Source organism: Streptomyces sp. NPDC021093, from assembly GCF_044333135.1.
Lineage (GTDB): Bacteria > Actinomycetota > Actinomycetes > Streptomycetales > Streptomycetaceae > Streptomyces.
The window spans coordinates 144,472-157,871 of sequence record NZ_JBIRQJ010000003.1 but is presented as its reverse complement, the minus strand read 5'-3'; the positions used below and the strand labels follow the sequence as shown (position 1 = coordinate 157,871).

Sequence of the window (13,400 nt, the reverse complement as noted above, 5' to 3'; positions counted from 1 at the left end):
CTTCGGAGTACGACTGTTTACTGGATGACATGAGTCACACCGCAGGTAGCGCCACAGGGACCACGGGGATCCGGCAGACCCAGAAGCTCAGGACCCGTCAGGCCCTCATGGACGCGGCCCTCGGCCTCCTGGAGCACCAGAGCCTGAGCAGCCTCGGTCTGCGTGAGGTGACCCGGGCGGTCGGGGTCGCCCCGACCGCGTTCTACCGGCACTTCAAGGACACCGCCGAGCTGGGCGTCGCCCTGGTCGAGGAGTCGCTCGGCGGCCTGCACGGCGCGATCCGCGCGAGCCTGGCCGCGCCCGACGCCGACGACAGCGAGGCCCGTATCGCCCTCACCGTCGCCCTGATCGCCGACCTCGTCCGGTCCGCCCCCGCCCACGTACGGTTCATCGCCCGGGAGCGGCACGGCGGGGTGCGCCCGGTGCGCGAGGCGATCGGAGCCCAACTGCGGCTGTTCGCCGACGAGGTGGCCGACGCGCTCGGCACGCTGCCGGACTCAGCGGGCTGGTCGCGCGAGGACCTGGTGATGCTGGCCGGGGTGTACGTCGACCACATGGTGATGACCGCGTCGGCGTTCCTCGACACGGAACCCGGCGACGAGGAGACCACCGCCGAACTGGCCCGCCGCCAGTTGCGCCTGGTCAGCCTGGGCCGCCGGCACTGGCTCGACGCCCGCCGGTGACCCCTCGCGGCCACGCCACCGACCCGGCCGGAAGGTCACCGTCCGCGCGGACAGTAGACTCGACGGCCGTGGCGGACACCCAGACAGACACCCAGACAGACACCCAGTACGAAGACCTGCTGAGGCTGGTACTCACCTCCGGAACGGCCAAGGCCGACCGGACGGGCACCGGTACCCGGAGCATCTTCGGGCACCAGCTGCGCTACGACCTCTCGCAGGGGTTCCCGCTGGTCACCACCAAGAAGGTGCACCTCAGGTCCATCGTGTACGAGCTGCTGTGGTTCCTGCGCGGCGACTCGAACGCCCGCTGGCTCCAGGAGCACAAGGTCACCATCTGGGACGAGTGGGCCGACGCGAACGGTGATCTCGGCCCGGTCTACGGCGCCCAGTGGCGCTCCTGGCCCACCCCGGACGGCTCGCACATCGACCAGATCAGCGAGGTCCTCGACACCCTGCGCCGGAACCCGGACTCCCGCCGGATGATCGTCTCCGCCTGGAACGTCGCCGAGCTGGACAAGATGGCGCTCGCGCCGTGCCACGCCTTCTTCCAGTTCTACGTCGCCGACGGCAGGCTCTCCTGCCAGCTGTACCAGCGCAGCGCGGACCTGTTCCTCGGCGTCCCGTTCAACATCGCCAGCTACGCCCTGCTCACGCACATGGTGGCGCAGCAGGTCGGCCTGGAGCCGGGCGACTTCATCTGGACCGGCGGCGACTGCCACATCTACGACAACCACGTGGAGCAGGTGACCGAGCAGCTGTCGCGCACCCCGCTGGAGTTCCCCGGGCTGAAGCTGCGCCGGGCCGACTCGCTCTTCGACTACGCCTACTCCGACGTGGAAGTGGTCGGCTACCGGCACCACCCGGCCATCAAGGCCCCGGTCGCGGTATGAGCGTCGGGATGAATGGCGGGCTGAATGGCGGGACGAACGCCGGGATGGACGTCGGGATGGACGTCGGGATGGACGTCGGGCTGATCTGGGCGCAGACCCCTGCCGGCGTGATCGGCGCGGGCAACGCGATCCCCTGGCGGCTGCCCGAGGACATGGCGCACTTCAAGGCGACCACCCTCGGTCGCCCCGTGGTGATGGGGCGCAAGACGTGGGACTCGCTGCCGCCGCGGTTCCGCCCGCTGCCCGGCAGGCGCAACATCGTGGTGACCCGCGATCCGCACTGGACCGCCGACGGCGCGCAACGCGCCGGGTCCGTCGCCGAGGCGCTGGAGCTCGCGGCCGAGCCGCTGCGGTCGGACACCCAGGAGACCGACGCCCCTGAAGCGGTCTGGGTGATCGGCGGCGGGGAGATCTACCGGGCCGCCCTGGAGTACGCCACGACGCTCTCGGTGACCGAGGTCGACGCGACGGTGAGCGGCGACACCTACGCCCCGACGCCTGACCGGACCTGGGAGGTCGCCGAGGACACCGGCTGGCAGGACTCGACGTCCGGACTGCGCTACCGCATCCGCAGGTACGCCCGGTACGCCCGGTACGCCCGCTCCGGCTCGGAGGCCCGGTGACCCAGGACTCGGCCGAGGCCGGGACCGGAGCCGGAGCCGGGAGCGGGACCGAAGCCGGAACCGGAGCCGAAGCCGGAGCCGGAGCCGGGAAGCGTCCGCCGAAGGATCAGGCGCTGTACCGGAAGGTGGCCGCGGACCTGGGCCGGGAGATCGGCGACGGCAGGTACGGCTCCGGCGGGCGGCTGCCCGCCGAGGCCGAACTCGCCGAGCGGTACGGGGTTTCCCGGGGCACCGTGCGCCAGGCGATGGCCGCGCTGCGCGCCGAGGGCTTGATCGCCTCGCGGCGCGGCACCCGGCGGGTCGTGCTCGGGGCACCGCGGCCGCAGAGCTTCGGCGAGCTGCTGAGCTTCACCCGCTGGGCGCGGTCGACCGGCGAGGAGCCGGGCGGCCGGATCGTCGCCGCGGGCACCCGGCCCGCCGACGCGGCCGAGCGCGCGCAGCTGCGCCTGCCCGAGGGGACCGAGGTCTACGAGGTGCGACGGCTGCGCTCGCTCTCGGGGCGCCCGGTGATGGTGGAGCACACCGTCTTTCCGCCGGCCGTCGGCGCGCTGGTGGCCCGGCTGGCGCCGGACACGGTGTCGTACACCCTGGCCCTGGAGGAGTCGGGGGTGCTGTTCGCGGATGCCCAGCACACCGTCGACCTGTGCCGGGCGGACGAGGAGGACGCCCGGCTGCTCGGCTGCCGGCCAGGTGACCCGCTGCTGCGCGAGCGTCGGTGCAGTACGGATCCAGCAGGCATCCCGATCGAATGGTCCGATGACCGGTACCTGCCGGACACCGTGTCCTTCACCGTTCACAGCTCGGCCGCCACCGGTTCGCTGGCCCGCCGCCCGGCCGGGGACAGCTGACGGGGCGCGAGCCCCAGACCGTACGTACGATCGGAATCAGGCGGTCCGCAGCAGGCCCGCCAGCATCGGCCGGAAGTGTGCGAAGCCGGGGGCGGTCACTTCAGGGTCCTTGGCCTCGTCGTCCCAGCGACGCACCGCGACCCCGTCCGCCGCGTACGGGTTCTTCTCGTACGCGGCCACCTCGGTCGGATTCATCGGACCACCCTGCACCTTGAGGGTGTATACCGAGGCTTCGGAGAGCCGGCCGAAGTACTCGGGCTCGACCGCGCACAGATAGCGCTTGGCCGCCACGTGCAGTCGGATCGGCTCGGTGACCTCGGGGCCGAACCACTCGGCGAGCCGGTCCGCGCCGGTGTGGCTGTGCCGGTTGTCGGTGCCGGTCATCAGCTCCTCGCCGCTGACCGGCCCGTGGAAGTGGCCGAGGTCGTGCAGCAGTGCGGCGGCCACCAGCGCGTCGGGGGCGCCCGCCGCCTCGGCGCGCACCGCGGCCTGCAGCATGTGCTGGGCCATGGTCACCTCCTCGCCCAGGTAGACGCCCGCGCCCTCGCCCTCGAAGAGCGCGGCCAGCCCGTCGAGGAACTCCCCGCCCGCCGCGGCCCGTTCGCGGCGCAGTACGGCAAGCGTGCCGGCCAGCGCGTCGATGTCGGCGTACGCGCCCTGCAGGTGGCGGGCGCCGCTCTCCTCGAATGCGGTACGGGCGTGCAGCAGGCGGACGTTGTCGAAGATCAGGCAGTCGCCCGGCGAGAGCCGGAAGTTCAGCTGGAGGGCGGGGCGCAGGGTGATCTCGGCGAAGGTCCGGTAGGCCAGGTAGAAGGCGTCCAGCTGGTCGGCGGGCAGTCGCAGGGTGGCGATGGAGCGGTTGTTGAAGCGCACCTCACGGATCCGGCCGTGCCCGTCCACGTCGATCATCGGCCGGTCCGCCTCCAGTACGGTGCGGGAGTCGCTGAAGCGGAACGGCACCGGCGTCCGGGCAAGTACCGCGAACGCCCCGGGGTCCTCCTCGCGCAGCAGCGCGGCGGCCTTGAACCCGTCCACCAGACCGGAGTCGCCGCCGACCGCCGCGTTGGACAGGCAGTGCAGCAGCTGGAGCGTGGGCACCGGGTCGCGGTACGGGTTGTCGGTGTGCGGCGTGATCCGCGCACCGGTGAAGGCCAGGTTGGTGGGGTCGGGTTCGACGCGTACGTCGAAGAGCCGCCCGTAGTTGGTCTCGCGTACGTAGCCGAAGGACTCGACCGCCTCCAGCACCTGGCCCTCCCGGCACGGCACGTCGCGCAGCAGGGCGAAGCCGAGGGCGAGCACCGACTCCAGCACCTGTGCCCTGACCGCCGGGTCGCCCAGGTAGGCGGCCCAGTCCGCCTCCGGAATCCGGCCTTCCAGGTCCGCGGCGGTCCACAGCGTCTTGCCCGTCTCGCCGCGCCGGTCGCCGGGGCCCTCGCAGGTGTCGGCCCCGGGCCGGTTGGCAGCCAGCCACCGCGCGGAGTACGTCGACCGGTGGCTGTCGGGCGCCCAGTCGATCTCCACGGCCGCGCCGTCGGCACCGTCGCCACCGTCGGCGCTCTGCCGGACCGCGCCGAGCGCGAGGCCGGCCGGCAGGTCGGTTATCTGGAACAGCTTCTGGCCGTTGCGCGGGTCCCGGCACCGGGAACAGGGGCAGTTGTCGCGCAGCCACATGAGCGGCAGGTCTACTACGTCTACGGACAGTGACTCGGTCAACACGCACTCCTCAGGGTCGCCTGAAGTTGTATAGCCAACTTTCCCGACGGAGTGAAAAGTACCAGCCGCAGAAGTGCGGGATGAGAGGGGTCCCCGCAACGGGGTTCGGTTACGGAGTTCCGCTACAGCAGACGCGCGAGGGGCAGCGCGGCGACGTCGGCCGCGGGCCGGGACAGGTACAGGTCGGCGTGGTAGTAGCCGTCCGCCTCCTTGCCCGTCGTACGCAGACCGGCCGCGGCCAGGGCGTCGAACGCCGCGTTCCGCTCGGCGTCGTCGGCGAAGCGGCGCTGCCGGAAGGTGCGGGCGGGCAGCTTCTCCGTCACCAGGCCCGAGGCGGCGAGCAGTTCGGCGATCGGCCGGTAGGGCACGGTGCGCAGCACGAACGAGGCCACCCACGGCGGGACCGGCATGCAGTCGAGGAGCCCGCTGAAGGTCCGGGTGCGGATGTAGCCGATGCCGCCCGTCACGGTGATGAGGTCCGTGCCCGCCAGCGCGCGGCGCAGGGCGGGGCTCGGCCCGCCGACTTCGAGGTTCTCCGCGAAGGAGTGGTCGAGGAGGCCGACGTCACGCGCGTATCCGGTGGCGCGGGCCGCCGCGTCGACGCCCGTCACCGACACCGGATCGGGGATGCGGCGTGCGGTGAAGAAGGCCCGGTCCTCGGCCGTAAGGCGGGGGGCCGAGAGCGTGGCCAGGTGGCGGGCGGTGTAGCGGGCGTACAGCTCGGTCAGGGTGACCCGGTGGTTGAGGAGGGCCGCGTTGATCCCGTAGGAGCAGCACAGGTCGACGACGTTCAGCGGTGTCCGGTCGGGGCGCAGACCGCGCAGCGCGCCGGTCAGCGCCCGGAAGACGGCCTGGCCGTGGTGGGGGATCTGGTACGCCAGGGGGCGCATCGTGGCGAAGTACGAGCGGGGGTCGGGGCGGTCGTAGATGTCGTCGAAGTCCGCCTTGCCCCAGTCGGCGCCGGTGGTGGCGTTCGTGCCGTGCTTCGTGCCGTGCTTCGTGTCGGCATCAGTGGTGGCGCTGCTCGGTCGTGCAGTCATGGAAGCCTCCTGACGTGCGTCGCCGTGCAAGGGAATCGACAGCCGCAGGAATGCGGCCGAAGCCGGTGCGCGGCGCGCCACTTCCGCTCCCGCCTCCTCGGCACCGGTACAGCGGCGCGCGGGAGGAGCGGGGCGGGTGGGGCTCCACGTCCTCAGTTTCACCAGCCCGGCCGGGCCGTTGCCAGCGGGAAACCAGCCAACACTTCGGCCCCGGGCCGCTCTTCCCCCACCTTCCGCCGCCTGCCGCCACAAACCGCTGCCGCACGCCGCCCCCGGCTGCGGCCACCGGGAGAAGGCACGGCGGGCCCGGCGGCGTGTCGCAAAACGGTATGACTCCCCATCAGATTCCATGCTGCTGGCTGCACGACGCCAGCAACGGCGGAAGTATGATCATCTGCGCCGCGCAGGTGCCCTGCTCCCGCCACCTCGACCGTGGAGAGTGCCATGCGCAGCAGAAGACACACGTCGCGAAGGCCGGGCAGACGCACCGCAGTGGTGACCCCCTTGCTTCTCGCTCTGCAGGCGGCATCGTTGCCGGTGGCGGCACATGCCGCCCAGCGCGCCCCCGTACCCGTCCCGGTCACGAACGGGACCTTCGCCAACCCTGCGGTGTCCAACGGCGACCAGTCCTTCAGCGGCGTCACGGTGCCGAACTGGAACGGCACGACAGAGGTCTACTCGGCGGCCATGGCCAAACGGGCCGACGGGCTCCAGGCGGTCGACCTCAACGGCGGCTCCCCCGTCAGCCTCAGCCAGCAGCTCAACGGCATCATGCAGGGCGCCACGGTCACCGTGACCTTCGGCAGCAGCCCGAACACCTGGAACGGCTGCTCCCTGACGCAGCTGGCGACCGGCCAGCCCTTCACCGTGTCGGGCACCGGCGGTCAGACCATGGCCTTCACCACGCCGGGCGTCGCCACCCGGAACACGGGCAACTGGCGCGACAGTACGTATACGTTCACGGCCGGCTCGGACAATCCGACCGTCACCTTCACGTCGACGGAGACACGGTCCAGCGCGGCATGCGGCCCCATGCTCGCCAACATCCGGGTCACCCAGGACCCGCCGGACGCGGACCTGAGCGTCACCAAGAAGATGACGACCAAGACCGTGAGCCCCAGCGGTGGCGTCGCCTGGCAGATCACCGTCAGCAACGCGGGCCCGGACACCGCCCGGGCGACAGTGGTGCACGACCGTCTGCCTCCCACTGTCGTCAACCCACAGGCCTCGGTCGTCCAGGGAGGCGGTCCCTGCACGACCACGGCACTGTCCGGGGGCGCCGGGACGCAGCTCGACTGCCCGATCCCCTCCATTCCGGCCGGTGAATCCGTCACGATCGTGGTCAACGGCACCATGACGTCCACCGCGGCGAACCTGCCGGTGAACCAGGCATGGGTCAACGCGATCACGCCCGACTCCGACACGGCGAACAACGGTCCGGTCACCGCCGACGTGAGTGACTCGACGTTCGACCCACCGGTCACCAAGCAAGGCCCCGCCGGCCCGAAGGGCGACAAGGGAGACCCCGGCAGCACGGGGGCTCCAGGCCCCGCAGGGCCTGCAGGACCTGCGGGCGCGAAAGGCGACACGGGCGATGCGGGGGCTGCCGGTCCCACAGGCGCGAAGGGCGACACGGGCGATGCGGGCCCGAAGGGCGACACAGGAGCGGAAGGCCCCGCAGGACCGGCGGGACCAGCAGGACCGGCGGGCTCGAAGGGCGACACAGGGGCTGACGGCCCCACAGGTCCCAAGGGCGACACGGGGGCTGACGGTCCCGCAGGCCCCACCGGTGTGAAGGGAGACACGGGGGCCGAAGGCCCAGCAGGCCCGAAGGGCGACACCGGCGCGACCGGGCCCCAGGGCGAGACCGGAGATACAGGCCCCAAGGGGGACACGGGAGCGACGGGTCCGCAGGGCGACGCGGGGGCTGACGGCCCTACGGGTCCGGCAGGCCCCAAGGGCGACACCGGGACATCCGGGCCCAAGGGCGACACCGGCGACACGGGTCCCAAGGGGGACACGGGAGCGGCGGGCCCTCAAGGCACCCCGGGAACTGACGGTCCCGCAGGCCCGGAGGGTCCGACAGGCCCAGCGGGTCCGGCAGGTCCGGCAGGCACGAAGGGTGATACGGGCGACACGGGCCCGAAGGGCGACGCAGGAGCCGCAGGCCCCAAGGGCGACCCAGGAACTGACGGCCCCGCAGGACCGGCAGGCCCGGCAGGCCCGAAGGGCGACACCGGTGCGATCGGACCCAAGGGCAACACCGGCGATACAGGCCCCAAGGGCGACGCAGGAGCCACAGGCCCCCAAGGCGACCCAGGAAACGACGGTCCCGCAGGACCGGCAGGCCCAACAGGACCGGCAGGTGAGACAGGCCCTACAGGCGCCAAGGGCGACAACGGCGCGACCGGGCCCAAGGGTGACACCGGTGATGCAGGTCCGAAGGGGGACACGGGAGCGGCGGGTCCCCGGGGAGACACGGGAGCTGACGGCCCGGCGGGCTCGGCAGGACCGGCAGGACCGGCAGGACCGGCAGGCCCCGCAGGTCCGGCAGGTCCGGCAGGTCCGGCAGGCGCCACAGGGCCCGCAGGAGCGAAGGGCGACACCGGTGATGCGGGCCCGACGGGCGCAAAGGGCAGCACCGGGGCCGAAGGCCCGGCAGGACCGCAGGGGCCTGCCGGGCCCCAGGGCAACGTCGGGCCCCAGGGCAACGTCGGGCCCCAGGGCAACGTCGGGCCCCAGGGCAACACCGGCCCCAAGGGCAACGCCGGTCCGGCAGGTCCCCAGGGCGGGCGCGGGCCGGCCGGGCCGAAGGGTGATCGGGGGCCCAGGGGGCCCCGCGGCCCCGGGGGCGAGGCGACCAACGACACGAAGCACAGCCGCTACCGGGTACGGATCATCCCCAGCAGCCTCGCCATCCGCAGCGGCCCTGGCTTGGGCTACAAGCCCGTGGGTTCCCTGCCCAAGGGGCGCATCATGAACATCCGGTGCAAGGTCAACTCCGACCCCGTCCGGGGCAACCCGCGCTGGTACAAGCTGTCCGACGGCCGCGGCTGGATCCCGGCGGGCTGGGCCGCCAACGTCGGCGCGGTCGAGCCCTACTGCTAGACCGCACGAGCAGCGTGGGCCCACCCGGGACGGTCGAGGTGGGCCCACGTACCCGTACAGAAGTCAGAGAAGTCACCGAAGTCAGAGAAGTCACCGAAGTCCAACCCCAGTGCTGGAGGGCCCGTTGCCCAGCAAGTCCCTGCCCTGGCTCCAGCGAAGCCTGGGGCGGCTGCGTGGTCTGGAGTCCGCTCCGGATCCGTTCATGGCGCCGCCCGCCGACCCCGAGCACCCGGACGCCGCGTTCGTCATCGCCCTCGCGCTGCTGATCGGCGATTCCCTGATGGCCAACGGCGCGGCCGCCGAAGAGACGGTCGCGGGCATGCTGGTGACGGCGGAGACGTACGGACTCCAGTGGTGCGAGCCCGATGTGACGCTGTGGGTGGTCTCACTGACGGGCCGGATGGCCGACGACACGGAACCCACGTCCGAGCACAGGGTCATCCGCCGCACCACCCTCGACTTCACCGCGCTGGAAAGCACCCACCGGCTCATCCAGGAGATCAGCGACGGCCGTTTGACCGCCGTCGAGGCACGTGCGCGCGTCATCGGTCTCTGCCCCGCGCCCGCGACCGAGGCCGTCCAGAGCCGTGCCGCCCTCTGGGGCAAGGAGTCGGCCCACGCGGGCCTGGTCGCCGCTTCCGGAAGCCTGATCGCGGGTGGCGACCTGCCGGTCGTGATCCCCTCCTTCGTCGCGGCCACCCTCGCCGGACGGGTCTCCACCGCGCTCGCCGCCTACGGCGTGCCCGCCTTCTACCGGATCGCACTCGCCGTGCTGCCCGCCGCGGTGTTCGCCGTCGTGGCCGACAATCTCGGCCACGGCCACTACGGCCCGGCCATCATCGTCGGCGGCGTACTGGCCCTGCTGCCCGCCCTCACCATCATCAGCGCCGTCCAGGACGCCCTGACCGGTCACTATGTGACGGCGTACGCCCGGCTCATGGAGTCGCTGCTCGTCTTCCTCGCGATCGTCTCGGGGACGGGGGCGGTCATGGCCCTCGCGGCGAAGGCGGGTTACAGCCTGCCGATCCTGCCGCAGACCAAGTCCCTGGACTACTTCTCCTGGCGGCTGCTCGGCGCCGCGATGTTCACGGTGGCGCTCGCCTCCCGGATGCATGTGCCCCGCCGCAAGTGGATCATCACGGCCCTTCTCGGGGTCGGGGGCGTCATCGGGTACCTCGCCCTGCGCAACGCGGGCTTCCTGCGGCTGTCGTCCACCGGCATCATGGCCGTATCCATCGGCGCGGTCGGCCAGTACCTGGCACAGCGGGCCCGCGTGTCCGCTCTCCCCCTGGTCATCCCCGCCGTCACCCCCCTGCTGCCCGGCAGCATGCTCTACCGGGCCCTGAGCGAGCTGGCGGTCAATCACGTCCAGCAAGGGATCGCCCAGATGGTGCAGGCGATGGCCATGCTGATCATCCTGGCCACGGGGGTCAGCGTCAGCGGCGAGGCGGCGTACTTCCTCAGACAGCTCAGGGGTCAGCACCGCACGTCGGGGGACGTGCCGCCCTAGGACGACGACGCGGACGAGACGGGACGCACCGACCCTGGGCACGCCGAGACGGGACGCACCGACCCTGGGCGCGCCGAGGCAGGGCACGCCGAGACGGGGCACGCCCCGCCTCGGCTCACCGCACGGACGGGCCCGTTCCTACTTCAGCGCGTCCAGCTTCACCGAGTACAGCACCCGGTCCTCCTCGCCCTCGGTGAGGCTCCACAGCTCGTTGGTGGCGTACCACAGGGACAGGTCCTGGGGGCGGTACGACGAGTCCTTGCGCGACTTGATCGTCCAGTCCGACGCGGCCCCGCCGACACCGGCCGTGGCGAAGCGGCGGTTGGCCAGCTTCCCCTTGGACATGTTGAAGTACAGCGTGTCGCCGTTGGCCTGGACGCCCTGGACGTCGCTGATCGCGTCGGCGGCGTCCTGCGGGACGGTCGACTTCCAGCCCTGGACGGGCGTCGGGTTCAGCCGGTAGTCGTCGCCGAACCGGTAGCGGTAGACCTCGGTGCCCGCGTAGGTGTTCAGGTCGCCCGAGTTCTTGTAGTTGCCCCCGACCAGGCTGGCGCCACCGGCGCTGTTGCGGTCCAGCGAGACGTAGTCGAAGGAGGTGCCGCCGGAGACGTAGTGCCGTACCTCCGGCAGGACGTACTGGTAGTCGCCGCCGCTGCCGTCCTTCTTCTTGTAGATCTTGCGGGTGTCGAACACGCGGACTCCGGCCTTGCCCGCGTCGGGACCCGGCTTGCCCTCCCAGTTGGCGGTGCTGGCCATGAACAGGTACGGGCCGTACCAGGCCAGCCCGCCGCCGTGTCCGTAGATCCGCCGCTGGACGCCCGCCTCGTCGATCCAGACCGGGAGCACGAAGCGGTACTTCATGTCGTCCAGGTTGACGAAGGCCAGCTTCACGGAGTTGTGCCGGTAGTCCTTCTTGACCGGCGGCGGGTTGTTGGGATCCGTGACCGGGTCCTGCTTGGTGTTCTGCCAGGTCCAACTCACCACCGCAGTCCGGTTGTTGCCGCCGATCGGGATGCCGCTCAGCTGCGCCTCGCCGGAGGTGGCGATGCCCTGCGGCACCCAGGGCATCAGATGCGCGTTCTCCTTGCCCTGCTTGCCCTGCATCTCGGTGTCCCAGCAGTACGCCTCGCTGGTCGGCATCGTCGGCTGCGGCAGCGCGTCGATCCAGTCCGCGCACTTGGGGTCCTTCTGGCCGACCATCGGGGTGCGGTCGTCGCCGGACAGCGCGCCGTTGATCCCGACGGAGGTGTAGTCGGCGGCCGGCGGCGTCTGGTACGGGTCCGTCTTCTCGGTCAGTCCGTAGTGGCTGCCCGATACGTTCAGGCTCACCAGCGGTGGCCGGGGCAGCGGCGCCGCCGCTGCCGGCACCGCCGCGAGTGCGGCCAGAGCCACGCCGCCGAACGCGATGAATCGTTTCCTCATGTGCCACCCCGTCAGATAGTCGAAAACCCAGGCGAGACTAACAGTCTCGTTCACAGGTTCGACACTTTTCGGACACGCGGCAGTGGTTACGCGTTCAGCCAGGGCCGACGCCCGGGTCCGGTCGGGTGGGTGCCCGTGACGGCCATGACCACCGAGTAGAGGCTGGTCTCCGCGGTGATGAAGAGGCGGTTGCGCTTCGCGCCGCCCCAGGAGATGTTGGCCACCGCCTCGGGGACGTCGATCCGCCCGATGAGCGTGCCGTCGGGGTCGTAGCAGTGCACTCCGTCGTTCATCGCGGCGGCCCAGAGGCGGCCCTCGTCGTCGAAACGGAGGTTGTCGAAGCGGGCCTTCTCGCGGGCTCCCGCCTCGGCGAAGACCTTGCCGTCGGACAGCGTGCCGTCGTCGCGCACGTCGAGGACCCGGATGAGACCGGCCCGGGTGTCGGAGACGAACAGCCGGCTCTCGTCGGCCGAGAAGACCAGGCCGTTCGGCGCACCGAAGCCGTCGGCGACCTGCCGCACCTCACCGGTCACCGGGTCGATGCGGTAGACGTTGTTGGAGCCGATCTCGCTCTGTGCGCGGTAGCCCTCGTAGTCGCTGGTGATGCCGAAGTCCGGGTCGGAGAACCAGATCGAGCCGTCGGACTTCACCGCCGCGTCGTTCGGGCTGTTGAGCCGCTTGCCCTGCCACCGGTCGGCCAACACGCTGACGGTGCCGTCGTGTTCGGTGCGGGTCACCCGGCGGTTGCCCTGCTCGCAGGTGATCAACCGGCCCTCGCGGTCGAGGGTGTTGCCGTTGGTGTGCCCGGCGGAGCGCCGGAAGAGGCTGACCGCACCGGTCTCCTCGTCCCAGCGCAGCATCCGGTCGTTGGGGATGTCGCTCCAGATCAACTGCCGCCAGGCGGGCAGGTAGACGGGGCCTTCCGCCCAGCGGCAGCCGGTGTACAGCACCTCCAGCGCTTCGTCACCGTTCATGCACCGCCCGGTGCGGAACCTCTCGTCGAACATCTCGTACATGTCTCAACCACCCCTGTGCCGAACGTTGTTTGGCCTGATAGCGAGACTGCAGGATGTCGTATGGTCGGCACAAGACGTTGACGAACGGAGAGTTGTGGATCACATAGACCGCGTCCTGCTGACACGGCTCCAGCAGGACGCCACCACGTCCTACGCCGCGCTGGGCCGGTCCGTCGGCCTGTCCGCCGGTGCCACGCACGAGCGCGTACGGAAGCTGCGCGAGCGCGGTGTCATCCGCCGCACCGCGGCCGAGGTGGACCCGGCCGCGGTGGGCGCCTCCGTCCTGTCCTACGTGATGGTCGACTCGACCTCGTGGATGGGTGATTCGGCGCAGGACTTCGCCGCGCTCCCCGAGATCCTGGAGGCGCACGTCATCGCGGGCAGCGCCTCGGTGCTGGTGAAGGTCAGGACCGCCGGCACCGAGCAACTGCAGGACGTACTGCGCCGGATCCACGCCGTCGACGGGGTCAGCGGGACGCGGGCCACGGTGGTGCTGGAGACCTTCTTCGAGCGCCCGGTCGACCCGCAGGCCTCCGTCCCCGAGTGA

11 protein-coding genes are annotated in these 13,400 nt (G+C 71.4%); 7 read left to right on the top strand and 4 right to left on the bottom strand.

The features are described from left to right. The first annotated feature begins 29 nt into the window (after nt 1-29). From ACH4SP_RS09725 to ACH4SP_RS09710, 4 genes are all read left to right on the top strand, one after another. Nucleotides 30-683, top strand: coding sequence for a TetR family transcriptional regulator (locus tag ACH4SP_RS09725; RefSeq protein WP_398412358.1), 654 nt, complete (start codon nt 30-32; stop codon nt 681-683). Between the two features lie 68 nt (nt 684-751). Beyond that, nucleotides 752-1,573 (top strand): thymidylate synthase, encoded by an 822-nt coding sequence (locus ACH4SP_RS09720; RefSeq protein WP_398412356.1) that lies wholly within the window; start codon nt 752-754, stop codon nt 1,571-1,573. 68 nt (nt 1,574-1,641) lie between these two features. Further along, a complete protein-coding gene (locus ACH4SP_RS09715) occupies nt 1,642-2,196 on the top strand; it encodes a dihydrofolate reductase (RefSeq protein WP_398413506.1) in 555 nt (184 codons plus the stop codon). Further along, the gene (locus tag ACH4SP_RS09710) at nt 2,193-3,044 is read left to right on the top strand and encodes a GntR family transcriptional regulator (RefSeq protein WP_398412353.1); all 852 of its coding nucleotides are present in this window, start codon (nt 2,193-2,195) and stop codon (nt 3,042-3,044) included. The genes ACH4SP_RS09715 and ACH4SP_RS09710 overlap by 4 nt, the downstream gene beginning before the upstream one ends. 36 nt (nt 3,045-3,080) lie before the next feature. Here the strand turns inward: ACH4SP_RS09710 and ACH4SP_RS09705 are convergent, their stop codons facing one another. Both ACH4SP_RS09705 and ACH4SP_RS09700 read right to left on the bottom strand, forming a co-directional pair. Further along, nucleotides 3,081-4,757 (bottom strand): TauD/TfdA family dioxygenase, encoded by a 1,677-nt coding sequence (locus tag ACH4SP_RS09705; RefSeq protein WP_398412351.1) that lies wholly within the window; start codon nt 4,755-4,757, stop codon nt 3,081-3,083. A 122-nt stretch (nt 4,758-4,879) separates the two neighbouring features. Beyond that, nucleotides 4,880-5,797, bottom strand: a complete 918-nt coding sequence (locus ACH4SP_RS09700; protein WP_398412349.1) for a hypothetical protein — start codon at nt 5,795-5,797, stop codon at nt 4,880-4,882. Between the two features lie 504 nt (nt 5,798-6,301). Between ACH4SP_RS09700 and ACH4SP_RS09695 the strand changes: the two genes are divergently transcribed. Continuing rightward, the gene (locus ACH4SP_RS09695; RefSeq protein ID WP_398412347.1) at nt 6,302-8,905 is read left to right on the top strand and encodes a DUF642 domain-containing protein; all 2,604 of its coding nucleotides are present in this window, start codon (nt 6,302-6,304) and stop codon (nt 8,903-8,905) included. A 124-nt stretch (nt 8,906-9,029) separates the two neighbouring features. Continuing rightward, nucleotides 9,030-10,415, top strand: coding sequence for a threonine/serine exporter ThrE family protein (locus tag ACH4SP_RS09690; protein ID WP_398412345.1), 1,386 nt, complete (start codon nt 9,030-9,032; stop codon nt 10,413-10,415). A gap of 138 nt (nt 10,416-10,553) precedes the next feature. Here the strand turns inward: ACH4SP_RS09690 and ACH4SP_RS09685 are convergent, their stop codons facing one another. Next, entirely contained in the window at nt 10,554-11,837 is a 1,284-nt protein-coding gene (locus ACH4SP_RS09685; RefSeq protein ID WP_398412343.1) for a hypothetical protein, read from the bottom strand. An 86-nt stretch (nt 11,838-11,923) separates the two neighbouring features. After that, nucleotides 11,924-12,853 carry an SMP-30/gluconolactonase/LRE family protein gene (locus ACH4SP_RS09680; RefSeq protein ID WP_398412341.1) on the bottom strand — a complete coding sequence of 310 codons (930 nt, stop codon included), beginning with the start codon at nt 12,851-12,853 and terminating at the stop codon, nt 11,924-11,926. A gap of 94 nt (nt 12,854-12,947) precedes the next feature. On the opposite strand from ACH4SP_RS09680, the gene ACH4SP_RS09675 reads away from it, so the two are divergent. Next, complete coding sequence (locus ACH4SP_RS09675) at nt 12,948-13,400, top strand: Lrp/AsnC family transcriptional regulator (protein WP_398412338.1); 453 nt, start codon at nt 12,948-12,950, stop codon at nt 13,398-13,400.